This is a genomic window from Pseudomonas syringae group sp. J309-1, assembly GCF_032582135.1.
Taxonomy (GTDB): Bacteria; Pseudomonadota; Gammaproteobacteria; order Pseudomonadales; family Pseudomonadaceae; genus Aquipseudomonas; species Aquipseudomonas quasicaspiana.
The window spans coordinates 105811-130468 of the sequence record NZ_JAWHNU010000002.1 but is presented as its reverse complement, the minus strand read 5'-3'; the positions used below and the strand labels follow the sequence as shown (position 1 = coordinate 130468).

Genomic DNA, 24658 nt, shown 5'->3' with positions numbered 1-24658 from the left:
GGGGTTTCCTCTACGAGTAGAACGTCGGATCAGGCGCGGTACCGTTCAGCGCCCAGTTGCCCAGTTCATTGAGTTTGTAGTCCAGTGAGTCGTGCAGCGTCTGGGTGCGCAGGTTGCGCCAGTGGCGGTCCAGACCTACGGAGCTGTGCGTGGCGCGGGCACCTGTCACTTCAAAGACCTTGGTGCAGATTTCCAGGCCATTACGACTGGCCGCGACCTTTACGGTCGCAATGTCCACGGCCAGCTTGCCCCGTTCGGCAGCGCTGAGTTGCGGGCCTTTGGCCCAGGCGGCGTCGAGGTTGTCTACGGCACGGTCGAACAGGGCTCTGGTGCTTTCCAGAGCGACCCAGAAATCCCCGTAGTGATTCAGAACGTAAGGGTCCTGATTGCTTGTCGATGCCGCTGATTTGAACCACGGTCGCCTTTCTTCAAGGGTGTATTTGCGGGCTTCTTCAAACGCGCCCTCGGCAATGCCCAGGAAAATGTTGGCGAAGTGCAGTTGAGCAATCAGCGGGCGCAGACAGGCAAACGGTGTGCTCAGCGGGCCTGGATCAAGCAGCAGATCAGACTCTTCGACGCGCACCCGTTCGAAGGTTGCGCTGCCGCTGTCAGTCTGTCGCTGGCCCATATTTTCCCAGTCGTCATACAGCGTGATGCCAGTGCGCGCAGTGGGTAGGGCTGCGATCAACAACTTGCCGCCAGCTCGCGGATCCACTGCTGAGGCGATGAGCATTTCCGAGTTGCTGGCACCGGAGCAGAAGCTTTTCTTTCCATTGAATTCACGCCAGCCGCCGCAATCCCTTACCACGGTGCGAGTGTCGAGGGGGTTGAGGGCATTGCCCCAGAACCAGTTTTTGCGCGCCGTCAGCTCGAACCATGGTTGCCATTGCTCAGGTTTTCCAAACAGGCGCACGGTGGCGAGCATCAGGTGGTGGAAACCGAGCACATGAGCCACAGAACTGTCGACTCTGGCAAATTCGCGTACCACTTCGAAGGTTTCACGCCAGTTGGCACCGTGCCCGCCAAACTGGCGGGGGATGCTCAGCGCCAGCAGTCCGCTTTCACGCAGGGCGTCACGCTCTGCCGCCGGGGTGCCGCCGCGTTGATCGCGTTCAACCGCTGTTCTGGCAAACTCAATGGCCAGCTCACGAGCGGTTTCCAGGGGGGATACGAGAGTGTTTTGCAGTTTTGCAGTCACACTGTTTACCTCAGAGTTGGGCCATGGACGCCTCGCGCAGGCGGGCGCCATTTCATGTAAGTCAGGCCTTGGCTGTATTGGGCAGCACATCGTTGGCAATCATTTCGCCAAAGGGACCGGTCAGATTGGTCAGGCCGTGTCCGGCCAGGCTGCGATACGGTTCAGGCAGCAGCGGAAAGACCAGCTCGGCGAAGCGATAGGCTTCTTCCAGGTGCGGGTAACCCGAGAAAATAAAGCTTTCGATGCCCAGGTCGGCGTACTCTTTGATGCGGTCCGCCACCTCCTGGGGATTGCCCACCAGCGCCGTGCCTGCGCCGCCACGGACCAGGCCTACGCCCGCCCAAAGATTGGGGGCGATTTCCAGGTTGTCCCGGCGCCCGTCATGCAGGGCCGCCATGCGACGCTGGCCTTCTGAGTCAAAGCGCGAAAAGGATTTCTGCGCGGCGGCGATGGTTTCGTCGCTGATGTGCTCGATCAAGGTGTCAGCAGCTTTCCAGGCTTCTTCGCTGGTCTTGCGCACGATGACATGCAAGCGGATGCCGAACTTGACCGTACGGCCCTTGCGGGCGGCGCGCTCCCGCACGTCCTTGAGCTTTTCAGCCACGGCGGCCAGTGGTTCGCCCCATGTCAGATAGACATCCACCTGATCGGCTGCCAGCTCATGCGCCGCGTCTGAAGAACCGCCGAAATACAGTGGCGGGTAGGGCTTCTGGATCGGTGGGTACAGCGCTTTGGCGTTTTGTACACGCAGATGCTTGCCTTCGAAATCCACAGCTTCGCCTTGCAATACCCGACGCCAGATTTGCAGGAACTCATCGCTGACTTCATAGCGTTCGCTGTGATCGAGGAACGCGCCATCGCCCCGGTTTTCATCCGGGTCTCCACCGGTGACCACGTTGATCAACAAGCGCCCGCCAGACAATCGATCCAGGGTCGCCGCCATGCGTGCCGATACGGTGGGCGAGATGATCCCTGGGCGTATGGCGACCAAATACTTCAGCTTCTCGGTCAGCGGTACCAGCGCGGAAGCGATCACCCATGAGTCTTCGCACGAACGGCCGGTGGGGATTAGTACACCGTGATAGCCGAGGTTGTCTGCAGCCTGAGCAACCTGCTTGAGGTAATTCAAAGTGACCGGGCGCGCGCCTTGAGTCGTACCTAGGTAATGGCCGTCGCCGTGGGTGGGTAGAAACCAGAAAACATTCATGACCTGTCCTTAAATCGATGTTGCGTGAGTGTTTGAAGTTCGATTGAGGTAATCTTTGCTCCCCTTATCGATGTGCCAACGCAAGACCAGTAGTAGAGCAAGAGCTGTACCACTTTCGCAGTGCTTTATTTATTGAGAATTGGGTGTGGCTGATCGGGGTTTATTGACTGTCTGAGTACAGACATGTTGATGCGGTGTTGGTCAGTCAACAGTTGCGCGATCAATAGCTTTTTAAAAGTAGGATTGAATCCAAGGTATCCATGAGGCGTAGACTTATTCTTTGCAGTGACATGGAATCAACCATTCAACTGGCTTTGAATGAACGGCTCTTGCACTGGGTCGAGCATGCTCATCCACGCATTGGCTATATCTCGGCAGCCCCTGATGCAAGTCGCGTCTACTTTGAGCGCGCGCGTCAGTGTTATTTGGCCCAGGGCATGGAGTTGAGTTGTTATGTGGATTCGAATTCATCTGAGGATGAGCTGACGGCAGTGTTCGCCTGTGAGGTCATTCACCTCTCTGGCGGCAATACGTTCAGCTTCCTGCATTGGCTCAAACAGCGGGGCTTGCTGGCGAAACTTCGACGCTATGCGTTGAGTGGCGGTGTTTTGATTGGTGTCAGTGCTGGCGCGATTCTGATGACGCCGAGCGTGGCGTCGGCCGAGCTGTGCGCGGACGTCAGAGAGGTCGGGCTAGCCGACGATGCGGCACTGAGCCTTATAGGCTTCCATTTTTGGCCGCACTTTGAGCCTCAGCAGGAGCTCGAACCCAGGCTCATGCAACTGGCGTCGACGTTGGCGAATGTATATCAGTGCCCGGACGGTGCCGCGATAGTGGTCGAGGGTGACCAGATAGAGCTGTTCGGCTCAGCGCTGCTGTCCGCCCGGTGATTAGCGGCGCATCATTGTCGACTCGCTGCCACGATCAGCATCATCGGTCGCTGGATCTCATCGGCAAGGGCGGGGCGAGCTTTCAGTTCTTCAGCAGAAGGCCCCCACTCAATGACCCGGTCAAGGCTGAAACCGCTGTCGATCAACAGGTTCAACAGGCTGCCCAGGGTGCGATGCTGCTTGATGACGCCGTCGCTCAGCCAGTTGGTTAAGCGCGGACCTTCAACCTGATAATTGTCCACGGGCCATGTTTTGCGCCCGTGGCTGTCGACAATCCAGTCCGGCTGCAACGAGGCCATGTAGATGGGGTGCTCGATTGAAAACACCAGCCTGCCCCCCGGCACTAGCGCTTGGTGCACCTTGCGCAACAGTGCCGCCAGGTCGCTGATGTAGTGAAAAGCCAGCGAGCTGTGAGCCAGAGTAAGGCTCGCTGGCACCAGTTCCAGGCGTTCCAGGTCGGCGCGTTGGTAAGCAATGCGTGGGTCATGCCCTTGGGCCACGGCGCGTTCCAGCATCTTCTCCGAGACGTCCAGGCCAAGCACGCTGTCGGCTCCGTTTTCCATCGCCCAGCGACAAAACCAGCCATAACCGCAACCCAGGTCCACTACCCGCTGGCCTGACAACGGTGGTAGTAATGATTGAAGGGCAGGCCACTCTGGCGCCCCGGCGAGCCCCTCGATGGAGCGCGACAACTGGCTGTAGCCCTCGAAAAATTCGGGGGAGTCGTAAATATTCTGTGTCATGGGTTTTCCTGTTACTTGGGGCGATTCATTGTATTTGTGCATGCAGCACCTGTAGGCCCCAACAAGTTGACTCCTACAGGTAGCGTCAGTGTTACTCCTGCTAGCAGTAACTATGCCAGTCATTTACGGCATGTTTGTCAGGCCACTGTGTTCCCTGCAACAGTGAATAGGCAGATTGCGAAGTGCTGAGCCAGTATGGTCGTTAATGAGTTATATCGATATACCCTTTTGTTATCCTGTCAGGTGCTGTGTTGACTTTGCTGTTGGTCGCGTATTTGTAAAGAGGGGGCTGGCTACGTAGCCCGAATATAAAGGTGCTGGCGCAAACTATTAAACTCTGAAGCGTGAGCTTTATAAGGCGGAGGCAATTACTTGCCTGGCTAGTTGTTCGCGCATGGCATGCTCGCTGCATAGATGATTCCAGTTCTTACTTCTCATGTATGACCGGTTCATTTAAGGAAGCTTCATTGATCACCGTCTTCAAACTCGCAGGTGTCAGTATTTTATGTATGGCAATGAGTGCCTGCTCACCCGCTGTGGCACCCCAGCCAGGCGTCCCCCATGCTGATGGCAGCGTCAGTCATGGCGTGGTGACGTATTCGCCGTCTGACTTCCATGAACCGCAGGCGGGACACAATGGCGGCACCCTGCGGGTCACTGCGGCTTCTGACGCCGGCAGCTTTGATATTCACGCGTTGTCCAACGGCAATATGCAGTGGATGGGCCGGATTCTGTACGACTGTCTGGTGTACCAGGACGAACAAGGCAATATCAGCCCATGGCTGGCCAAGTCTTGGGACATTTCCGAAGACGGCAAGACCTACACCTTCCATCTGCGCGACGACGTGACGTTCAGCGACGGCGAGAAATTCAATGCCGCAGCGCTGCAAACCAACCTGGAACACATGCGCGCCCCCGCAACCAAGTCGCCATTGGCAGCCGCGTACATTGCGCCATACCTGGACGGCAGGGTGGTGGATGAGTTCACCTTCGAAGCCCGGCTGCGCGAGCCTTACACACCGTTTCTCGATGTGCTCGCCCAGTCCTGGCTGGGCATGGTTTCGCCTCGGCAGATCCGTGAAGCGCCGAAAACCATCGCCGAGCATCCGGTCGGTAGCGGTCCGTTTCAGCTGCAGAGCTACACCCGGGATCAGGGCGCCGTGTTTACCAAGCGTGCTGGCTACAACTGGGCGCCCCCGGTCACCCGGCACAAGGGCGAAGCCTATCTGGACCGTATCGAACTGAGCTATGTGCCCGAGGCCATGATTCGCTTCACTGCGCTGGAGTCCGGGCAGTCGGATTTCGCCCTGGATGCCCCGACGCAGAACGCCGCTGCGATTCGCGCCAACCCTGATCTGGTGCTGCGCAGCCGCATTCGAAAAGGCAATCCCAGCCGCAGCATGACGTTCAATGTCGAGCAGGCACCGTTCGACGATGTGCGCATTCGTCGTGCCGTCGCCAAGGCTATTGATCGTGAAGGGCTTGCGTGGATCTCCGGCTTTGGTGAGTTCATTGCCAAGGCTGATTTTCTGGCGGCCAATACCCGGTTTTACCAACCCAATAACGATGCCCTGGCGTATGACGTCACCGCTGCCAATGCGTTGCTGGACGAGGCCGGCTGGACAGGACGTGATACCCAGGGTTACCGGACCAAAGACGGGCAGCGGTTGAAAGCGACTCTGCTGACTTACGACAACCCGGCGTTTCCGGCGAGCGTTTCGGTGGCTATCCAGGCAGATCTGAAAAAGGTCGGCTTTGAAATGCCCATTGAAATGCTGCCGCTGCTGCGGGTGACCGAAAAGCGTTATGCGGGCAAGTTTCAGGCGCTTGCGGCAGGTTATTGGCACACCAATACGCCGGACGGGTTATTCGTGCTTTACCACAGCCAGTCCATCAGTACGGCAAAACTGATTGGCCAGAATGCCGGTCGCTTTCGCGACGCTGAACTGGATCAAGTGTTGAGTGCTGCGCGTCGTTCGCGTGACCCGGTGCAATTGGAGGCGCTCTACGGCCAGGCCCAGAAACGCTTGACCGAAACTGTTCCGGCGGTGCCTTCAGTCGAAAGCCAGGTGCTGACGGCCTACGGGCGTCAGGTCAAAGGGGTGATTTTCGATACGTCCCATAACGTTCCGTTTTTTCCCAGCATCTGGCTGGATCGGGGGCAGCCATGAGCGCGCTGAGACAGGTTTTCTTGCGGCTGCTGGCCGGTGTTGGCGTGTTGTGGGGCGCTGCGACCCTGACCTTCATCGCGGTGAATTTCAGTGGTGGCGACACCGCTTTGGCCATCCTGGGCGGGCCGGACGCTTTGCCCACGCCGGAGTTGCTGGCCAGGGTGCGCGCCGAATACGGTCTGGATCAGCCGTTGATCGTGCAGTACGGCAACTATGTCCTGCGTCTGGCTCAGGGGGATCTCGGGGAGTCCTATCGTTTGCGCATCCCGGTGCTGCAAGCGATTGGGGAGCAGATCGGGGCCACCCTTCAACTCTCGGTCTCGGCAGCGTTGCTCGCGGTCTTGCTGGCGCTGGTCTGCGCGATTCTGACAGCTAACCGTTCACGCTGGATTCGCTCGTTCGCGTCGGGCAGCGAACTGGTGATTTCTTCGGCACCGTCCTTTGTGATCGGCATTCTGCTGATGCTGGTGTTCTCGTTTCACTGGCACCTGTTGCCGCCCTCCGGTTCGGTGGGCTGGCGCACGTTGATATTGCCCTCGGTCGCGCTGGCATTGCCGGTGGCGGCAGTGCTGACCCAGCTGTTGCGCCAGTCCCTTGAGCAAACCCTCGAACAACCCTTTATCGCCATGGCCCGTGCCCGTGGTCTGTCCGAAACCGCTGTGCGCCTGCGTCATGCCTTGCGTCATGCGCTGGTGCCACTGGTGACGCTGGCCGGGTTCATTTTTGCCAGCCTGCTAGGCGGCGCAGTGGTCATTGAGCTGTTGTTCGCGCGTCAGGGCCTCGGTCGACTGATGCTGGATGCGACGAGCAACAAGGACGTGCCCATGGTGTTGGGGGTGACCTTGCTCGCCGCTGCGGTGTACGTGGTGGTGAACCTCGCCGTCGACTTGATCAACCGCTGGATAGATCCGCGGGGTGCTCGCGAGTGAACGCTGCTCACTGGCTTGTAGAGAACTGACTCGTGCGAACGTTTATGAAAAAGGAAAAACAATGACTGCCTCGATTTCACCCGAAGTGACCTACGAACATCTTCACCAGCGTTTCGCCGATGTGTTCACGCGCATTGCCGACAGTTCCGTTGCCCGTGAGCAGCAGCGGGAACTGGCCCATCAGGCTGTCACCTGGCTGCGCGAGGCCGGGTTTGGTGCCTTGCGGGTGCCGGTCTCTCAGGGCGGCCTGGGCGCCAGCCTGCCGCAGCTGTTTCGCCTGTTGATTGAGCTGGGCGAGGCGGACTCGAATCTGCCGCAGATCGTCCGGGCGCACTTCGGTTTTGTCGAAGGACGGCTCTCCAGCCGCGATAGCGAATCCCTGGATTACTGGCTTCCCAAGGTGGTTGACGGTCAACTGTGGGGGGCGGCCATGGCCGAGCGCACGGACACCACGCGCAACTCGGTAAGCCTCAGCGCGGTCGAGCCCGGCAACGCCGCAGCCGGTTGGCAACTGGACGGTGAAAAGTTCTATTGCACGGGCACGCTCTACGCTCACTGGGTGGCCGCCGTCGCGCTGGACGGTGATGATTTTGTCAGCCTCGCGGTACCCACCGATGCGCCAGGGGTGACGGTTGAAGACGATTGGGACGGCTTCGGTCAGCGCCTGACGGGCAGCGGCACGACCCGTTTCAAGGCTGTGAAAGTGCCGGATCAGCACATTATCCGACGCTTCAAGAAAGACGAACTGCGTGCCGAGTCTTACCTGAGCGCGTTCTATCAGCTGTTTCATCTGGCTACGTTGGCCGGTATCGCCAAAGCGGTGTTGCGCGATGCCACAGCTTTTGTGCAGGGGCGCACGCGGGCATTTGGTGTGCCGGGGCAATCGAGCCCGAAAAATGATCCGCTGGTGCAGCGGGTGGTTGGGCGCCTGTCGAGCCTGGCCTACGCTGTTGAAACTCAGGTGCTGGCCGTCGCTCAGGTCTTGCAGGATGTGTACGAGGCAGAGCAGGGCGAGCGTGCTGAAGAACAGCATTACACCGAGGCCGAAATTCGTGCCTATCAGGCGCAGCAGATTGTGCTTGAACAGGTGCTGGAAGCGACCACTTTGTTGTTTGAGGTCGGCGGCGCGTCGGCCACCAGCGAGTCGCGGCGCTTTGATCGCCACTGGCGTAACGCACGGGTACTGGCTTCCCACAACCCGGCGATTTATCGCGAGCGCGCGCTGGGTAACTACTACCTGAACGACATCACCCCCAACGCCGCCTGGCGTGATTTGCAGACAGCCGATGCGGTGCGTGAGTCCAGCGGCGCCCGTGACGAAGCGAGTGCCGTATGAGCACTACAAAGAGCAGCAACAGCCGCCCGAGCCACATGAGCCTGGGCATGAACATCCTCGGCTACGGTGCGCATTCCGGTGCCTGGCGCAGTGCAGAAGTGGCGGCCAGCGCGCACCTGGATGTGGACTACTACCGCAATATCGCGCGGATATCCGAGCGCGGCTGTCTGGATGCGATATTCCTTGCCGACGGCCCGGCGTTGGGGGGAGATGTCGCCAGCCAACCAGGCACGCGTCTGGAGCCGACGATACTGCTGACCGCCGTGGCCCTCGCTACCCAGCGCATTGGAGTGATCGCCACCGCGTCCAGTACCTATAACGAACCGTTCAATATCGCCCGCCGCTTTGCTTCGCTGGACTACGTCAGCGGTGGCCGTGCTGCGTGGAATGTCGTGACCAATGCCGGTGATGCTGCCGCGCAGAACTTTGGTCTTGGCGGTGCACCACTGCATGTGGACCGTTATGCCCGGGCTGACGAGTTCATCGACGTGACCGTCAAACTGTGGGACAGCTGGGAAGACGACGCGGTTATCGGTGACGCCCGCAGCGGGCGTTTTGCTGACCCGAGCAAAGTGCACAGCATTGATTTCGTCGGCGAGCATTTCTCCGTCAAAGGGCCGTTGAACATGCCGCGCTCACCGCAAGGCCGACCGGTGCTGGTACAGGCGGGCTCCTCGGAGGGCGGCAAGGCGTTGGGTTCGCGTTACGCCGATGCGATTTTTACCACCCAGACCACGCTGGAAGACGGGCAGGCGTTCTATCAGGAAATGAAAGCCCGGGCAGATCGCTGGGGGCGTAATCCCGAGCACCTGAAAATCATGCCAGGGCTGTCGACCGTGATTGGCAGCACCGAAGCGGAGGCTCACGCGCGCTTCGACGAACTCAATGCCTGGCATGGCGAACACGGTTTGCTGGAACAGGTCGCCGGGCGCATCGGCATTGCTGCCAGTGAGCTTGATCCAGACGCGCAGCTGCCGTGGTCACGGATTGGTTCAGTGGCTGATTTCGAGCGCGGCTCCCAAGGGTTTCTGGAAGCACAGCTGAACCTGGCTCGCCGGGAAAACCTCAGCATCCGCCAACTGTCGCGGCGCATTCTGGTGGGCCATCGATTGCTGGTCGGCACGCCTGAGCAGGTCGCCGAAACCCTGGCCCACTGGTACCTGGCGTACGCCGCCGACGGCTTCAACATCATGCCGGACATGTTCCCGTCCGGTGTCGAAATTTTCGTCGACGAAGTGGTACCACTGCTGCAAAAGCGCGGCTTGTTTCGTCATGAATACACCGGCAGTACCTTGCGTGAACACCTGGGGCTGCCGTTCCCCACCAATCAATACGCACGCGGAGCTTGAGCCCGCGCGTCGTCAACTCTTCAGTAAAAGGATTCATCATGCGTTACCGCAAACTGGGCAACAGCGATATCGACGTCAGCGTTCTGGGCCTGGGCACCATGACCTGGGGGCATCAGAACAGCGAAAGCGACGCCCACCAGCAAATCGAGCTGGCGCTGGATGCCGGGGTCAATCTGATCGACACCGCCGAGATGTACCCGACGCCTACCCGCGCCGAAACCTGGCGCACCACCGAGCGCCACATTGGCAGCTGGCTGGCGAGTAGTGGTCGACGTAAAGACGTGGTACTGGCCAGTAAAATCGCCGGTCCGGCCCGTGACCCCAGCGGTCAGCAGCACATTCGCGACGGCCTCAGCCGCCATGACCGGCACAACATCGTCGAAGCGCTAGAGGGCAGCCTCAAGCGTTTGAACACGGACTATCTGGACCTGTATCAACTGCACTGGCCGGACCGTACCACCAATATTTTCGGTCAGCGTGAGTATCCGTACCTCGAAGACCCGCAAAGCATTGCCATTGAAGAAACCCTGGCAGTGCTGGCTGAGCAGGTCAAGGCTGGCAAGGTGCGCCATATCGGCGTGTCCAACGAAACCCCTTGGGGAGTGGCCGAGTTTCTCAAACAGAGCGAACGCCTGGGCTTGCCACGGATTGTCAGTGTGCAAAACCCGTACAGCTTGCTCAATCGCCTGTACGAAGGTGGGCTCTCGGAGTTTACCCATCGTGAAGGCGTCGGGCTGCTGGCCTATTCGCCGTTGGCGTTCGGGGCGTTGACCGGCAAGTACCTCAATGGCGCACGCCCTGAAGGTTCACGGCTGACCTCGGTGTATCGCACGTTCAACCGCTACGACAGCCCCTCCGCTCAGGAGGCTATCGCTGGCTATGTGCAGATCGCTCAGGAACATGGCCTGACACCGGCGCAATTGGCGCTTGCCTACGTGATCGATAAACCCTTCGTCGCCAGTGCGCTGACCGGGCAGACAACCCTTGCGCAGTTGCGCGACAACCTGAGCGCGCTGGACGTGACCTTAACCGATGAGCTGCGGGGGCTGGTTCAGGCGATTCACCAACGCATTCCAAACCCAGCGCCGTGAGCGAAATACTTCGCTGTCGTACGGCAAGCGAATGACCTGTAGGAGCTGCCGAAGGGCCTCGATCGTGGTGTGTCAGGTCAAATGCTTTCGCAGCCTTCGGCAGTTGCTCCTACGTTAACGAATTCCAACCCGCAGGAGCTTGGCATGGAGCAAACAATTGAAACGGTGATCGTGGGGCCAGCGACCGGCAGGGGTGGCAGTCGCCCATTGCGTTTTGCCGGGCTGACTCGTATGCGGCCGGGGCTGTTGCTGGCAGCGATATTCGTTGTTTTGTTGATACTGGCCGCCGCTGTCCCGCAATGGCTAGCGCCTTATGATCCACTGGATGCATCGGCGCGGCTGGCCTTTCAACCACCAGGTGGCGTGCATTGGCTGGGCACCGATGAAAATGGCCGGGACGTACTCAGCCGTTTGATCCACGGTGTACGGCCGTCGCTGTTCATGGGCCTGGCGGCTACGGCGCTGGGCCTGGCGCTGGGGACGTTGCTGGGGTTGTTTGCAGGTCTTGGCCCCCGCTGGCTGGATGGCGCGTTGATGCGCGGTATCGACGTGTTGCTGGCATTTCCTGACTTGCTGCTGGCGCTGGTCATTATTACGTTCTTCGGGCTGGGCACTGCCAACCTGATCCTTGCCGTGGGCATTGCCGGGATTCCCCGTTATGCGCGGCTGGTGCGGGCGCAAACCCTGAATGTTCGCAATTCGGGCTATGTCGAAGCGGCGTTGACCCTGGGACAGTCGCAACTGGCGGTCGTTTTACGGCACATCCTGCCCAACGCCATGAAGCCCGTTTTGATCCTTGCCATCATCGGTATCGGCGGCACCATCACCGCCGGCGCAGCCCTGAGTTTTCTCGGTTTTGGCACGCCGCCTCCGGCGCCTGAGTGGGGCGCGATGCTGGCCGTCGGTCGCAGCTTCCTGGCCAATGCTCCGTGGCTGGTTGCCTGGCCCGCTTTGATCATCACTTTCACCGTGGTTGCCATCAGCGCCATCGGCCGTGAACTGCTGCGCCGCAGCGAAGGAAAATCACTATGAATACGAATATCCAGTTGTTGGGCCCTGTGGTTGATATCCGTGATCTGACGGTGCGTTTCGGCCACGCCGAGCCGGTGCTGCATGGCGTCAGTTTGCAGGTCCATCGCGGTGAGTGTCTGGCGCTGGTGGGCGAGTCGGGCTCCGGTAAAAGTGTGACCGCCCGGACCCTGGCGGGGTTGACGGGCAAGGGTGGCCAGATTGAGGCGGGCAGGCTCGCGTTTCAGGGTATCGACCTGCGTCAGCTGAATGAGCGCTCATGGCAAAAATTGCGGGGCGCGAGCATCGGTTTTGTCATGCAGGACGCATTGGGCGCGCTGGATCCGCTGCGGCGGGTGGGGGCTGAAATCGAGGAGCCGCTGCAGCTGCACACAACGCTAGGCCTGGAGGCGCGGCGGTTGAAGGTGCTGGAGCTTTTGCGCGATGTAGGCGTACCTGAGCCAGAGTTGCGTGCGAGCCAGTACCCATGGCAACTGTCGGGTGGTTTGCGTCAGCGTGCGCTGATCGCGTCGGCAATTGCCTGCAATCCACGGCTGATCATTGCAGATGAGCCTACTACTGCGCTGGACGCCACGGTGCAGGCGCAAGTCATCGCTTTGCTGGAGAGCCTGCGCGGTGAAGACAACGCGCTGCTGATGGTCAGCCACGATCTGGCGGTTGTGACGCGCCTGGCGGATCGCGTCGCGGTGATGCATCACGGCATCATTGTCGAAGAGGGCCTTACCGAGCAGGTTCTGCAGGACCCGCGTCACGCCTACACCCAGTCGTTGTTACGCGCCGCCCGGGCGGTGCATTTTCAGCCAGCGCGCAGTTCATTACACGTAGTAGAACCTGAGCAGCAAGCCAGTGGTGAGGTCTTGCTGGAAGCGCGAGGTTTATCCAAATCATTCACCGGCCCGGACGGCCGCAGGCGCAGGGTCTTGAATCAGGTGTCGTTGCAACTGCGGCGCGGCGAAACCCTGGGCGTTGTCGGTGAGTCAGGTTCTGGCAAGACCACCTTGACGCGCTTGATCCTGGGCCTGGAAAGCGCCGATGCGGGGGATGTCTGGGTCAATGGGCAGCGTTGGTCAGCGCTTGATACCACGCAAAAACGACAGGCTCGACGCGCTGTGCAGGTGGTATTCCAGGATCCGCTGAATTCTTTTGATCCGCGCTACAGCGTGCAATGTGTGTTGTTTGAAGCGCTGGCCGTGGCCGGGCTGGCGCGTCGCGAGTGGGGTACCAGGGCGTTGATGTTGCTGGAGTTAGTGCGTCTTGATGCCTGCTTGTTGTCACGCAGACCCATCGAGCTATCGGGCGGTCAACGCCAACGCATCGCGATCGCCCGGGCCCTGGCCTCGGAACCTCAAGTCCTGATCTGTGATGAGCCTGTTTCCGCTCTGGATGTCTCCGTTCAGGCGCAGATTCTTGAGCTGCTCGATGATCTGAAACAGCGGCTGGGGCTCGCCTGTCTGTTCATTTCCCACGACCTGGGGGTAATCAACCATGTCAGCGAGCGGGTGTTGGTAATGAAGGATGGCGTGGTGGTTGAGTCGGGTTCGGTACGGGCTGTGTTCGACCGTCCGGCGCATGCCTACACCCGAGCCCTGATCAACGCGATTCCAACTCTCGAAGCCGAGGTTGCGGCGCCGGAGTTCTATCTGCAAGTGGCGATCTGAAGCCCTCGCGAATGCTGTTCACAAAGGAGTGTCTTCAGTGCCCAAGCAACTGCACGTCAATCTGTTTGAAATGAATTGCGTAAGCCATATCGTCCACGGTTTGTGGGTGCATCCTGAGAACAACCGACACCGCTTCAATGACCTGGACTACTGGACCGAACTGGCTCAATTGCTGGAGTACGGTACCTTCGACGGGGTGTTTCTCGCTGATGTGATCGGCACCTACGATCGCTACCGTGACGGCCCTGAAACGGCCTTGCGTGAGGGCATGCAAATCCCCAGTAATGACCCGTTGCTGGTGATCCCCGCGATGGCTACGGTTACTAAAAACCTTGGCTTCGGCGCGACCTTTTCCACCACTTACGAGCCGCCGTTTGCCTTTGCCCGACGCATGAGCACACTCGATCACCTGACCAAGGGCCGGGTCGGCTGGAACATCGTCACCTCCTACCTGCCCAATGCCGCGCGCAATTTCGGCCATGACACCGAGGTGGTTCACGACCATCGATACGAGATCGCCGATGAGTACCTGGATGTGCTCTACAAATTGTGGGAGGGTTCCTGGGACGATGACGCCGTGATTCAGGATCGTCAGCAGCGTATCTACACTGACCCCGACAAGGTGCGCTATATCGATCATGTGGGCCAGCACTTCAAAGTGGCCGGCCCGCACCTGTGCCAGCCTTCGCGGCAGCGCACTCCGGTGCTGTTCCAGGCCACCGGCTCACCGGCCGGCATCGAGTTCGCCGGGCGGCACGCCGAGGTGGTGTTCACCGGCGGGGCGGATAGTGCTGCAGTACGGTCCAACATTCAGGCCATGCGGCAAAAGGCAGTTGCCCATGAGCGAGACCCTGCGGGCATAAAGTTCGTTGTCATGGCAGGGGTGATCGTCGGTCGAACGGATGAGGAAGTCAGTAAGAAGCTCGACAACTATCGCAAGTTGATGAGTGTTGAAGCCTCCCTGGCTCATGCGCAATCGGCGGTGGATTTGACGGCCTACCCCAGGGATGCATTGATCAGCGATTTAATCATCCGCCAAGTCAAAGGCTGGCAGAGTTTGCAGCGCTACAAACCCGAAGCGACCGTCGGGACGGTGTTGGCGCAATTGGAAGGCTTCGACCGAGAGCGCTTTTTCGTCGCGGGCACGCCTGAGGTGGTCGCTGATGAAATCGAAAAGTGGCTGGATGTGGACGGCATCGACGGGATCAATCTGCGCCAGTACCTTTCCTTCGAAACAGCACGCGACTTCATCGAGCTGGTGATCCCCGAGCTGCGCCGTCGCGGTCGTTTTCGCGAGCGCTATGTCGAAGGCGAGACCTTGCGTGAGCGGTTGTTCGGGGCGGGGCAGGCACGCTTGCCTAATGATCATTTCGGCGCGCGTTATCGTGATCCTGCTGCCTTGCGTCAACCGGCATTACCGTTGCGTTTTCCGGGGGCAGTTTGAGTTATTTACCCCCGTCTTCAGACTCGGCAAGGCCCTTTGCCGAGATCAAACTTCGATCTGCACGTATTGATGATGCTCCGCAGTTGGCGCAGATCCATCTATTGACCTGGCAGGCGACTTACCGCGATCTGTTGTCGGCAGGCTATTTGGCCGGGTTGGCCAACGACATTGATCGACGTGCACAAGTACTCGCGGATGCCATCGCCACTGATAAGATGTCAGTACAGGTGGTGGAGCAGAACGGCCAGTTGGTAGCTTGGGCTTCTTTCGGCAGCAGCCGTGATGCCGAGGCTATAAGCACTACCGCAGAGTTACGAGCGATCAATTTACTGCCGAAGGTCTGGTCGCAAGGAATCGGGACACGGCTCTGGCGGCATGTGCGTCAATTGTTGATCAATGCGGGTTACACCGCTGCCACCGTCCGGGTGCTTCAGGGCAATGATCGGGCTATCGGTTTTTATCAGGCTGCAGGTTTTGTCGTTGAGCCGCGAACGCAAGTGATCGTAGTGGAGCAGGGCGAGCCGTTACCGTTGGTGCGGTATCGGGTGTTGCTCAATTCTATCCCTGATACACCGTAACGGCTGAATCAAGGTTTGCCAGACATAGCGCGTTATCGTTCTTCGCGGGCAAGCCTAGCTCCAACAGGTGCGTCACACATCCTATCTGTTGCCTAACCAACAGCACCTGCACACATTGTCGTTTCAGACAGTTGCAACACCCTGCCAACCCCCGTGTTTACTGCGCGAAAAACCCGGCATGCCTTGTGCAATAGGTCTATTCCCGGACTAAAGGCATCAGGATCCATGCGAGAACGTGACCCGTATTTGCGACTTAACGGCAGACGATCCAGGTCGCTGCCCAACATCAAACCGATGGTTGGCATTGTGGCGGTCTGCAGTCTGTTGATGGGCTGCAATCAGAGTGCATCGACAGCCGCGCGCAGTGATCAACCGGTCAGTGGCGGCACGCTGGTCTACGCCACTGACCGCGAACCCACTTGCCTGGACCCCCATGTGGGCGGGGACATGCCGCAAGTGTTCGTAGCGCAACAGTACCTGGACTCGCTGGTGTCGATGGATGCCGATGGGCGCATCGGGCCTTGGCTCGCCAAGAGCTGGGAAGTTTCCGCCGATGGTCTGGCTTACACCTTCCATCTGCGCAATGACGTGCACTTCACTGACGGCACGCCGTTCACGGCCGCGGCGGTGAAAGCTAACCTCGATCACATGGCCAACCCGAAAACCCAGTCCAGTACGGCGGGCGGATATATCCGCCAGTACCGCAGCACTGAAGTGCTTGATGACTACACGGCAGTGGTGCATCTAGCGACGCCGTATGCGGCGTTTCTTGAAGTGTTGGCTCAAGGTTTTCTCGGCATTCAATCGCCGACCGCGTTGCAGCGATCCCGTGATGTGAACTGCGAAAGCCCGGTGGGCAGTGGCCCATTCAAGGTGGTGCGCTGGGATCGCCAGAGCCAGGTGGAACTGGTGCGCAACCCGGACTACAACTGGGCGCCGCCGACTGCCAAACATCAAGGCCGGGCGTGGCTGGAGCGGATCGTTTGGAAGTTCATTCAGGAGCCTTCCGTTCGCTTCGCGTCGTTGCAGGCCGGTGAAGTGGATGTGATTGAGGCCTTGCCACCGGAATCCCACGAGGCGGCCCGCCGCAATCCGGACCTGACCCTGATCATCGCCCAGCGGCCGGGTAACCCTACCAACGGAACGCTGAACATTACCCGCGCACCGTTCAATGATCTGAAGGTGCGCGAAGCATTTGTACGCAGCGCCGATATCGACGGGGCGTTGAAGAGTGTTTATTTCAACGAGTTCCCACGCGCGGGCGGGCCGTTGAGCCCGGCAACGCGTTTCTACAGCCCCGACTTCCAGCATGCCCAGGATTACGATCCTGCCAAATCCGCGCAATTGCTCGATCAGGCAGGCTGGACTCAACGCGACGGCGACGGTTACAGAGTCAAGGACGGGAGGCGCCTGCAGGTGCATGTGGTGATGGGCAACCGCACGCCACCTTCGGAATACACCCTGTGGGAGCAGGTGCAGGCGACGACGCGCCAGGCAGGCTTTGAGCTGATCGTCGACCAGATGAGCGACGTGCTGGCGACCAAGCGTCAGGCTGACTGGGATTACGACATCCGTCTGGGCTACTGGAACACCAACACCGCTGACGTGCTGCGGATCATTTTCAGCTCCGAGTTCGTTCAGCCCGCCGGGGTGGGCGGCTATCACCAGAACACCGCCGGATTCAGCGACAAGACGTTCGACGGGATCATCCAGCAGGCGCTGACCACGCAGGACGCCGAGCAACGTCGCGCGTTGTATTACCAGGCGCAGCAGATTGCTTCGCGCCAATACCTGCAACTGACCACCTATCCGCAAAGCACACGCCTGGGCATCTACAAGACTACCCAGGGCGTGCGCCTGGAGCCATCTCTGGCGGTGACCTACCTCTATGACGCATGGGTGAACAAATGACGAATGCATCCCTTGTCAATGAACTGCCCAACCCGCGCCGGGAACGTCTGACTCGCCTGAGGCGCCGTGCCTTGTGGCGGCTGGCAGGCGGTGTATTGGTGCTATGGGCAGTGGCAACCCTGACGTTTTTCGCCTTGCGTCTGATGCCCGGTGACCCGGTGCTGGCGATTCTTGGTGGCCCCAGCGGTAACCCGACGGCGGAAACTATCGCCGAGGCCACCCGTGAGTACGGCCTGGACAAACCGCTGGCGGTTCAGTATGGCTTGTATCTGGGGCGTTTGGTTCAGGGGGATCTGGGGGTTTCCTATTCCCAGCATTTGCCGGTCACGCGGGTGCTCGCTGAGCAATCCTGGCCCACGCTGGAGCTGACACTCACCTCGCTGGTGCTGGCCTGGATACTGGTGCTGGCCCTGACCGTGTTGACGGCGGGCCGCCAGCGTTGGGTGTCGAGCCTCGCTTCGCTGGCCGAAACCCTGTCTGCGGCGTTGCCGCATTTCTGGCTGGGCATCCTGCTGCTGGCGGTGTTTGCTTTTGGCCTCAGATTGTTCCCGCCGGCGGGCAGCGACGGCTGGCGCACCCTGGTGTTGCCGTCACTGGCGCTGGCGATTCCACTGGCTGGGTTTATTGCTCAGGTGACTCGTGAATCGCTGGAGTTGACCCTCGATCAACCCTTTGTCCTGACCGCTCGAACCCGAGGTTTGAGTGACACGGCAGTGCGTTTCAAGCATGCGTTACGCCACGCCGTGTTGCCCGGTATCTCCCTGTCCGGCTGGGCCATCGGCGCCTTGATCAGCGGCGCGGTGGTGATTGAAGTGATCTTTTCCCGCAAAGGCTTGGGCCGTCAGTTGTACCAGGCCGTGCAGGCTCAGGATTTGCCGCTCACCATCGGTATCAGCCTGGTGGTCGCCGCCGGTTATGTGCTGGCCAACATTCTCGTCGACCTGCTGTACCTGTGGGTCGACCCACGCCAAGAGAGGAGTGCGGCATGAGCGAATTGACGCTTGAAACAACACTGCCCGGCATTCGTGTGCAACGCGCGCCGCGTAAAGTCCGTCTCGGGCCGCTGCTGGCGGTGAGCTTTCTGGGTTTTCTGATTCTGGCGACGCTGTTGCCGCAGCTGTTTGCCCACAGCGACCCACTGGCCATCGTGCCTCACGATGCCTTCCATCCTCCCGGTTGGGCGCACTGGTTCGGCACTGATCAGTCCGGGCGGGATATTTTTTCCCGGGTGATCCATGGCACGCGCCAGTCGCTGTTCATCGGCCTGGCGGCCACGGCGTTGGCGATGTCCATCGCGATTGTGCTGGGTTTGCTGGGTGGGCTCGGAGGTGCGTATCTGGACCGGGGCGTCAACTGGTCGCTGGAAATTCTCTTCGCCTTCCCAAGCTTGATCCTCGCCCTGTTGTTCGTGGCGATCTTCGGCAGCGGCATCGGGCCGTTGATTGTCGCCACCGGGTTGGGCGGGGCGCCTGGCTATGCGCGCATGGTGCGCGGCCAGGTACTGGCGGTGCGTAACGCGGGGTATATCGAGTCCGCCAAGGCGCTCGGGCATCCGCCTCTGCGGATCATTACCCGGCAACTTCTACCCAACGCCATGCGCCCGCTGATCGTCACCCTGACCATGGGCGTCGGGCAGGCGATTGTCTGGGCGTCTGCTCTGAGCTTCCTCGGTCTTGGCGCACGACCGCCTGCGCCGGAGTGGGGAACCATGTTGTCCATGGGTCGCGATTTCATCGCCAACGCCTGGTGGCTCACGTTCTTTCCAGGGTTGTTCATTGTGCTGACCACGCTGTCGACCACGGTGGCTGGCCGCTACCTGCAACAACGCCTGGAGGGCCGCCTCTCATGAGCGACAAACACCTGATCGTCGAAGACCTTTCCATTGAGTTTGCCGGTCAATCGGTCGTGCGCAACCTGTCATTTACCCTGGCGCCGGGCAGGACCCTGGCGCTGGTCGGCGAGTCGGGTTCTGGCAAGAGTGTCACCGCCCGTAGCCTGATTGGTCTGGCCGGGGCGGGTGCAAAAGTCACTGCGCGCAGCCTCAGTTATGGTGGGCAGGATCTGCTGGGGTTGTCCGAGCGCGGCTGGCGAGGTTTACGCGGCAAGGGCATTGGTTTCGTGTTGCAGGATGCATTGGTGTCGCTGGACCCATTGCGGCCGGTGGGCAAGGAAATCCTCGAAGTGCTCAGGACCCACGGTTGGGGCGACCGACACACGCGCGCTGAACGCGTAGTTGAGTTGCTGGAAAAGGTCGGTGTTCCTGAACCCCGGCTGCGTGCCCGTCAGCGCCCTGATCAACTGTCCGGCGGCCTGCGTCAACGGGCGCTGATTGCCAGTGCCTTGGCGTTGAGCCCCGGTCTGGTGATTGCGGATGAACCGACCACGGCGCTGGATGCCACGGTGCAGGCGCAGATTCTCGAAGTGTTGCAAGAGATCAAGGCACGGGGCGACTCGTTGCTGATTATCAGCCATGACCTTGCCGTGGTGGCGCAACTGGCCGATGAAGTGCTGGTGCTGCGTCATGGCGAGGTGGTGGAACAAGGCCCGATGGAGCAGGTCTTGCGTGAGCCGCGCCACCCCTATACCCGGGCCTTGCTTGATGCCGTACCGGGCGAGCATGTACGCGGTACGCGACTGTCTCCGGAGCGTGGGATTGTCTCCACGCAGCCACGGCCGGGGCGCGATTCACCCGTGCTGTTGCAGGCGTATCGACTGGGCAAGCGCTATGTCGGCCCGGACGATCAGTCGCGGCAGGTGGTCGATGATGTGAGTTTCGAACTGCGAGCGGGGCGCACCCTGGGCATCGTGGGTGAATCGGGCTCAGGCAAGACCACTGTCGCGCGGATCGTGCTCGGTCTGCTGCAGCCCGATGCGGGGCAGGTGACGTTCCTCGATCAACCCTGGGCCGGTGTCGGTAATGATCAGGTCGAAGAGAAGCAGCGGCGTTTGTATCGGCGCGACATCAGCGTTATCTATCAGGACCCGTTGAGTTCTTTCGATCCACGCTGGAGTGTCGGGCAGATTCTGGCTGATGCGCTGGATGTGGCCGGTATCGCTGCTGCGCAACAACCGGCAAGGATCAGCCAATTATTGAGCCAGGTGCGCCTGCCTGCGGAGCTGGCGGCACGACGGCCGTTGCAGCTCTCGGGTGGGCAGCGTCAGCGGGTCGCCATTGCCCGGGCAATTGCCAGTGATCCGAAAATCATTATTTGTGATGAGCCGGTGTCGGCGCTGGATGTTTCGGTACAAGCCCAGGTGCTGGATCTCCTGGCGGACCTGCAGACCTCGTTGGGGCTGGCGTACCTGTTCATCTCCCACGACCTGGGAGTTATTCGCCACGTCAGTGACGAAGTGCTGGTGATGCGCCACGGCAAGGTGGTCGAGAGCGCAGACGTCGAAACCCTCTTCGAGCGTCCACAACATGAATACACCCGCCGATTGCTGGGCGCTGTGCCGCGTCTGCCTGGGGCCGAAACCAAACTGGTCGTGCCGCCGCTGGAATCTGAAAACACGGCGTGGCTGTTTGATGAATCCCGGCTGTGGAAAATCGCTATTTAAGTTCGCATCTTGAACAAGGAATTGCCATGAGCAAGTTGTCTGCTGTACCTGAAAGAGCCATCGCGTCGGTGCAAGAGCTCAATGCCCGGGCCGACCGTCTGCTACCGGATATCGCCAAGGGCGCCGCGCAGCGTGAGCGTGATCGGCAGTTGCCCTATGAGGCTGTCGCGCAAATTGCCAAAGCAGGTTTGTTTACCTGCAGAATTCCGACCCGGTTTGGTGGCGCGGGTGGCTCCGTGGAGGATGTGATTGCCTTACTGATCCGTATCGCCTCGGCCGATTCCAACGTGGCCCAGGCGCTGCGACCAGGTTTCGGCTTTGTCGAAGGATTGCTGGCTTCGCAGGCCGAGGGCGCGGAGGGTGAGCGTGAGCGCTGGTTCGAGCGCTATCTGCAAGGCGCAGTGGTGGGCAACGCGGGTTGGGAGGTGGGCGGCGCCAACGGCTCGATCAGTGCGCGCATTGTGCGCGACGGGGCAGATTATCGGGCCACAGGCAGCAAGTATTACAGCACCGGTTCGTTGTATGCCGATTGGGTCAGCGCGGTGGCGCTGGACGAGGACGATCAGCCGGTGTCTTTCATCCTGCCTCGCGATCGCCAGGGCCTGGAGCTGCTGGACGATTTCGATGCCATGGGTCAGCGTTTAACGGCCAGTGGCACGACGCATCTGCATAGCGTACTGGTCAAAGCCGATGAAATCCGCACCCGAACGGTGGAAGAAGGCCAGCGCACCATCGTTACGCCGTTTTTGCAGTTGTTCCTGGCCGCTGTCGAGGCCGGTATTGCCCGTAATGCCTTAAACGATGCCGTTGTGTTTGCCAATGAGCATGCGCGGCCGATCAAACACAGCACGGCTACTCGCTCGGTGGATGACCCCTACGTGGAGCTGAGCGTCGGTGATATTTCCGCTCGGGCATTCACCGCCCAGGCGGTGGTCTTGCATGCTGCCCAATCCATCGACCGGGCGTGGGCAGGTGGTCTGGACCCGCAGGCCGTGGATCAGGCAGCCGTCGATGTGGCGCAGGCGCAGTACATTGCCGCCGAGGCTGCGCTCAAGGCCGCCGAGCTGGTGTTTGATGTAGGCGGCGCGTCGACTACGGCCCGCGCTCATAACCTTGATCGCCACTGGCGAAACGCTCGCACCGTGGCCAACCACAATCCCCGTCAATGGAAAGCCGCAGCGGTCGGTGCCTGGCAACTCAAAGGGACTTCGCCGCCAACGTCGGGCCTGTTTTAAGCATGGCAGCCTTTGAACTGCCGCAGCACGTTGAAACCCTGCGCCTGGTGCTGGTTCAGCCTTCACCTGAACTGGCCCAGCCACTGGCGGATGCTTTGAACGCCAGTTACGCCTTGCATCATGACTTTCTGACGTGGAGCAAACCGCACTGGTCTGTTGACGAAACTCGCGAAAGCCTGGAGAGGGGCAGGGACGGACTGGTCCTGAGTGGTCAGGAAAAGCGTTACTTTCTGCTGCTTCGCCAGTGCAGTCCGACCGTGGTCGGCTGTATCGGCCTGACGCCCGAAGACAATGAGGCGGATGGTTTCGAAGTGGGCTACTGGGTACATCAGGCTTACGCGGGGAACGGCTTGATGCGCGAGGCGCTTAGAGCGCTGGTCGTGCATCTGGATCAGGCACCCTTACGGCTGACGACTTCGTCGGCCAATTTTGCCAGCCAGCGCCTGGCTGAGGTCGTGGGATTTACATGCACACAGAGGATCGTGGGGGCGCGCAGGTCGGAGAAATTCGGGCTCTGCGACACGCTGGTTTATCACAGGCCAACTCATCAGCCTCCAGCCGTTTGAGCGAGGGCACCGAGGATAATCTGAGGCGCGTGCCGATGATTATCGGTTGCGCGTTGTTCATGGAGTTGATTGACGCGACGGCCGTGCTGACAGCGTTACCGCAGATGGCAGAGGATTTCGCTGAGTCTAGCGTGCGCATGAATCTGGTGGTTTCGCTGTACTTGCTGGCGGTCGCGCTGTTCGTGCCGGTCAGCGGCTGGGCGGCAGATCGCTTCGGACCACGACGGGTGTTCGTCAGTGCCATCGTGCTCTTCACCCTGGCTTCGGTGGTTTGTGCTTGTGCGGGCTCGTTGCTGCAGTTGTCGCTGGCGCGGATGGTCCAAGGGGCAGCCGGAGCGATGATGGTGCCGGTGGGGCAGGTGATTCTGTTGCGCTGGTCCGCGCGGGAAAACCTGCTGCGGGCGATGTCCTACCTGACGATCCCGGCCTTGATCGGCCCGGTGGTGGGCCCTCCGCTGGGTGGACTGCTGGTGACGTTCCTGTCATGGCACTGGATTTTCCTGATCAATGTGCCGATCGGGATGCTCGGTATCTGGCTGGTGCTACGACATATCCCGGATTACCCCGGTGCCCGTGCAGAACCACTTGATGTTCCCGGCCTGTTGCTCAGCGCTCTGGGTCTGGGCGGGTTAGTGTTTGGCTTCGAGGCGTTCGGCCACGGCCTGTTGGCGCGTCATTGGGCGTTGCTGCTGATCGGCGTCGGATTGTTCAGTGGTGGTTTGTACATCCGACATTCCCGGCGTACAGCACAGCCGTTGATCGATCTATCACTGCTGCGTATCCCGACCTTCAATATCAGTTTCTGGGGCGGGAACCTGATGCGCATCGGCAGCTCCGCACAGCCCTTTCTGCTCATTCTCTTGTTTCAGTTGTGCTTCGGCCTTAACCCACTGGAGGCAGGGCTGCTGACTTTTGCCGGTGGTGCGGGGGCGTTCTTGGCGAAGTTGCTGGCGGTAGGATTCGTCAGCCGTTTCGGCTTCAAGCGTACGCTGATCTTTAACGCCGTCGTCGCCGGTCTGAGCATGTTCGGCTGTGCAATGTTCGAAGTGTCTACGCCGTACTGGATCGTCGTGCTGGTGCTGTTTGGCGGTGGCATCATCCGCTCTCTGCAATACAGCACGCTGGGTGCCCTGACTTACGCCGATGTACCGGCAGAACAGTCAAGCCGTGCCAGCAGCCTGTCAGCCATGACCGTTCAGCTGACCATGAGCCTGTCAGTGGGTATGGCTGCGGCCTTGCTGAGCTTGGTGATGTCCCTGCGCGGGCATGCCAATGTCACGCAAAGCGATATTGCGTTGGTCATGGGGTTGGGCGGCGCAGTATTTGCCTTGTCCGGGCTGGTGTTTTTCAAGCTGTCGTCCAGGGCGGGTTCGGCAGTGTATGCCGGACGTACTCAATGATTCGTGACGCGCGGCCTGACGACGCCAGAGCCATGGCCCTGGTGCACATTACGGGAGACGTCTCGACCGTGTATGTACTCGCCGAATACTGGGAGACAGGTGTCGGTCGCGAGTTTTGGCTGGAGGCGGTTTCGTATCTTTCGGCCGTGGACTTCGGAGCCGTCACACTTTGGGTGCTTGTCGACAATCTACGAGCCATCCATTTCTACCGTACCGCAGGACTTGATCCTTATCTCGGATCTCAACGCAGCATCACGCGGGGTGGTCGAGTACTGGCAGAATTTCGATACCGCAAGCCTCTCGAACCTATCTGTTGAACCGGGCAGCTGATGTGCCCATTTTTTGCCTGAAAGCTGCGCGGCCAC

Annotated in this window: 21 protein-coding genes; 18 read left to right on the top strand and 3 right to left on the bottom strand. The window is 60.1% G+C overall.

What is annotated here, in order from left to right; translation table 11 throughout:
• Positions 1-10: 10 nt before the first annotated feature.
• Both RX972_RS01735 and ssuD read right to left on the bottom strand, forming a co-directional pair.
• Positions 11-1198 (bottom strand): acyl-CoA dehydrogenase family protein, encoded by a 1188-nt coding sequence (locus tag RX972_RS01735; protein WP_316872328.1) that lies wholly within the window; start codon positions 1196-1198, stop codon positions 11-13.
• A 61-nt stretch (positions 1199-1259) separates the two neighbouring features.
• A complete protein-coding gene (gene ssuD, locus RX972_RS01730; protein ID WP_316872326.1) occupies positions 1260-2405 on the bottom strand; it encodes an FMNH2-dependent alkanesulfonate monooxygenase in 1146 nt (381 codons plus the stop codon).
• A 290-nt stretch (positions 2406-2695) separates the two neighbouring features.
• Here ssuD and RX972_RS01725 point away from each other — a divergent pair, with 290 nt between their 5' ends.
• Positions 2696-3295 carry a Type 1 glutamine amidotransferase-like domain-containing protein gene (locus RX972_RS01725; RefSeq protein WP_316872324.1) on the top strand — a complete coding sequence of 200 codons (600 nt, stop codon included), beginning with the start codon at positions 2696-2698 and terminating at the stop codon, positions 3293-3295.
• An 11-nt stretch (positions 3296-3306) separates the two neighbouring features.
• On the opposite strand, the gene RX972_RS01720 is transcribed toward RX972_RS01725, so the two are convergent.
• Positions 3307-4038, bottom strand: coding sequence for a class I SAM-dependent methyltransferase (locus tag RX972_RS01720; RefSeq protein ID WP_316872323.1), 732 nt, complete (start codon positions 4036-4038; stop codon positions 3307-3309).
• 467 nt (positions 4039-4505) lie between these two features.
• Here RX972_RS01720 and RX972_RS01715 point away from each other — a divergent pair, with 467 nt between their 5' ends.
• The 17 genes from RX972_RS01715 to RX972_RS01635 all read left to right on the top strand — a co-directional run bounded on the left by RX972_RS01715 (position 4506) and on the right by RX972_RS01635 (position 24610).
• Entirely contained in the window at positions 4506-6209 is a 1704-nt protein-coding gene (locus RX972_RS01715) for an ABC transporter substrate-binding protein (RefSeq protein WP_316872321.1), read from the top strand.
• Positions 6206-7138 carry an ABC transporter permease gene (locus RX972_RS01710; protein WP_316872320.1) on the top strand — a complete coding sequence of 311 codons (933 nt, stop codon included), beginning with the start codon at positions 6206-6208 and terminating at the stop codon, positions 7136-7138. The genes RX972_RS01715 and RX972_RS01710 overlap by 4 nt, the downstream gene beginning before the upstream one ends.
• Positions 7139-7199: 61 nt before the next feature.
• A complete protein-coding gene (locus tag RX972_RS01705; protein WP_316872319.1) occupies positions 7200-8474 on the top strand; it encodes an acyl-CoA dehydrogenase family protein in 1275 nt (424 codons plus the stop codon).
• Positions 8471-9823: an LLM class flavin-dependent oxidoreductase gene (locus tag RX972_RS01700; protein ID WP_316872318.1), complete on the top strand. Its 1353-nt coding sequence runs from the start codon at positions 8471-8473 to the stop codon at positions 9821-9823. Before RX972_RS01705 ends, RX972_RS01700 begins: the two co-directional genes overlap by 4 nt.
• A gap of 38 nt (positions 9824-9861) precedes the next feature.
• Positions 9862-10914: an NADP(H)-dependent aldo-keto reductase gene (locus tag RX972_RS01695; protein ID WP_096116009.1), complete on the top strand. Its 1053-nt coding sequence runs from the start codon at positions 9862-9864 to the stop codon at positions 10912-10914.
• 144 nt (positions 10915-11058) lie between these two features.
• The gene (locus RX972_RS01690) at positions 11059-11946 is read left to right on the top strand and encodes an ABC transporter permease (RefSeq protein WP_316872316.1); all 888 of its coding nucleotides are present in this window, start codon (positions 11059-11061) and stop codon (positions 11944-11946) included.
• Positions 11943-13601 carry an ABC transporter ATP-binding protein gene (locus RX972_RS01685; protein WP_316872315.1) on the top strand — a complete coding sequence of 553 codons (1659 nt, stop codon included), beginning with the start codon at positions 11943-11945 and terminating at the stop codon, positions 13599-13601. Before RX972_RS01690 ends, RX972_RS01685 begins: the two co-directional genes overlap by 4 nt.
• Positions 13602-13638: 37 nt before the next feature.
• The gene (locus tag RX972_RS01680) at positions 13639-15045 is read left to right on the top strand and encodes an LLM class flavin-dependent oxidoreductase (RefSeq protein WP_316872314.1); all 1407 of its coding nucleotides are present in this window, start codon (positions 13639-13641) and stop codon (positions 15043-15045) included.
• Positions 15042-15623 carry a GNAT family N-acetyltransferase gene (locus RX972_RS01675; protein ID WP_316872313.1) on the top strand — a complete coding sequence of 194 codons (582 nt, stop codon included), beginning with the start codon at positions 15042-15044 and terminating at the stop codon, positions 15621-15623. The genes RX972_RS01680 and RX972_RS01675 overlap by 4 nt, the downstream gene beginning before the upstream one ends.
• A 225-nt stretch (positions 15624-15848) precedes the next feature.
• Positions 15849-17534: an ABC transporter substrate-binding protein gene (locus tag RX972_RS01670; RefSeq protein ID WP_316872312.1), complete on the top strand. Its 1686-nt coding sequence runs from the start codon at positions 15849-15851 to the stop codon at positions 17532-17534.
• On the top strand, positions 17531-18523 hold the full coding sequence (locus tag RX972_RS01665) for an ABC transporter permease (protein ID WP_096116033.1): 993 nt from the start codon (positions 17531-17533) through the stop codon (positions 18521-18523). The genes RX972_RS01670 and RX972_RS01665 overlap by 4 nt, the downstream gene beginning before the upstream one ends.
• Positions 18520-19383, top strand: a complete 864-nt coding sequence (locus tag RX972_RS01660) for an ABC transporter permease (protein WP_316872311.1) — start codon at positions 18520-18522, stop codon at positions 19381-19383. Before RX972_RS01665 ends, RX972_RS01660 begins: the two co-directional genes overlap by 4 nt.
• Complete coding sequence (locus RX972_RS01655; protein ID WP_316872310.1) at positions 19380-21092, top strand: ABC transporter ATP-binding protein; 1713 nt, start codon at positions 19380-19382, stop codon at positions 21090-21092. Before RX972_RS01660 ends, RX972_RS01655 begins: the two co-directional genes overlap by 4 nt.
• A gap of 26 nt (positions 21093-21118) precedes the next feature.
• Positions 21119-22327 (top strand): acyl-CoA dehydrogenase family protein, encoded by a 1209-nt coding sequence (locus RX972_RS01650; RefSeq protein ID WP_316872308.1) that lies wholly within the window; start codon positions 21119-21121, stop codon positions 22325-22327.
• 2 nt (positions 22328-22329) lie between these two features.
• A complete protein-coding gene (locus tag RX972_RS01645) occupies positions 22330-22893 on the top strand; it encodes a GNAT family N-acetyltransferase (protein ID WP_158227283.1) in 564 nt (187 codons plus the stop codon).
• A gap of 35 nt (positions 22894-22928) precedes the next feature.
• Positions 22929-24293: an MFS transporter gene (locus RX972_RS01640; protein WP_316872306.1), complete on the top strand. Its 1365-nt coding sequence runs from the start codon at positions 22929-22931 to the stop codon at positions 24291-24293.
• Entirely contained in the window at positions 24290-24610 is a 321-nt protein-coding gene (locus RX972_RS01635) for a GNAT family N-acetyltransferase (protein ID WP_316872305.1), read from the top strand. Before RX972_RS01640 ends, RX972_RS01635 begins: the two co-directional genes overlap by 4 nt.
• Positions 24611-24658 lie beyond the last annotated feature (48 nt).

Coding starts and splice junctions, on each gene's coding strand:
- ssuD (WP_316872326.1), bottom strand. CDS start 2,405: ATGAATGTTTTCTGGTTTCTACCCACCCACGGCGACGGCCATTACCTA.
- RX972_RS01725 (WP_316872324.1), top strand. CDS start 2,696: ATGGAATCAACCATTCAACTGGCTTTGAATGAACGGCTCTTGCACTGG.
- RX972_RS01720 (WP_316872323.1), bottom strand. CDS start 4,038: ATGACACAGAATATTTACGACTCCCCCGAATTTTTCGAGGGCTACAGC.
- RX972_RS01710 (WP_316872320.1), top strand. CDS start 6,206: ATGAGCGCGCTGAGACAGGTTTTCTTGCGGCTGCTGGCCGGTGTTGGC.
- RX972_RS01705 (WP_316872319.1), top strand. CDS start 7,200: ATGACTGCCTCGATTTCACCCGAAGTGACCTACGAACATCTTCACCAG.
- RX972_RS01700 (WP_316872318.1), top strand. CDS start 8,471: ATGAGCACTACAAAGAGCAGCAACAGCCGCCCGAGCCACATGAGCCTG.
- RX972_RS01695 (WP_096116009.1), top strand. CDS start 9,862: ATGCGTTACCGCAAACTGGGCAACAGCGATATCGACGTCAGCGTTCTG.
- RX972_RS01690 (WP_316872316.1), top strand. CDS start 11,059: ATGGAGCAAACAATTGAAACGGTGATCGTGGGGCCAGCGACCGGCAGG.
- RX972_RS01685 (WP_316872315.1), top strand. CDS start 11,943: ATGAATACGAATATCCAGTTGTTGGGCCCTGTGGTTGATATCCGTGAT.
- RX972_RS01670 (WP_316872312.1), top strand. CDS start 15,849: ATGCGAGAACGTGACCCGTATTTGCGACTTAACGGCAGACGATCCAGG.
- RX972_RS01665 (WP_096116033.1), top strand. CDS start 17,531: ATGACGAATGCATCCCTTGTCAATGAACTGCCCAACCCGCGCCGGGAA.
- RX972_RS01660 (WP_316872311.1), top strand. CDS start 18,520: ATGAGCGAATTGACGCTTGAAACAACACTGCCCGGCATTCGTGTGCAA.
- RX972_RS01655 (WP_316872310.1), top strand. CDS start 19,380: ATGAGCGACAAACACCTGATCGTCGAAGACCTTTCCATTGAGTTTGCC.
- RX972_RS01650 (WP_316872308.1), top strand. CDS start 21,119: ATGAGCAAGTTGTCTGCTGTACCTGAAAGAGCCATCGCGTCGGTGCAA.
- RX972_RS01645 (WP_158227283.1), top strand. CDS start 22,330: ATGGCAGCCTTTGAACTGCCGCAGCACGTTGAAACCCTGCGCCTGGTG.
- RX972_RS01640 (WP_316872306.1), top strand. CDS start 22,929: ATGATTATCGGTTGCGCGTTGTTCATGGAGTTGATTGACGCGACGGCC.
- RX972_RS01635 (WP_316872305.1), top strand. CDS start 24,290: ATGATTCGTGACGCGCGGCCTGACGACGCCAGAGCCATGGCCCTGGTG.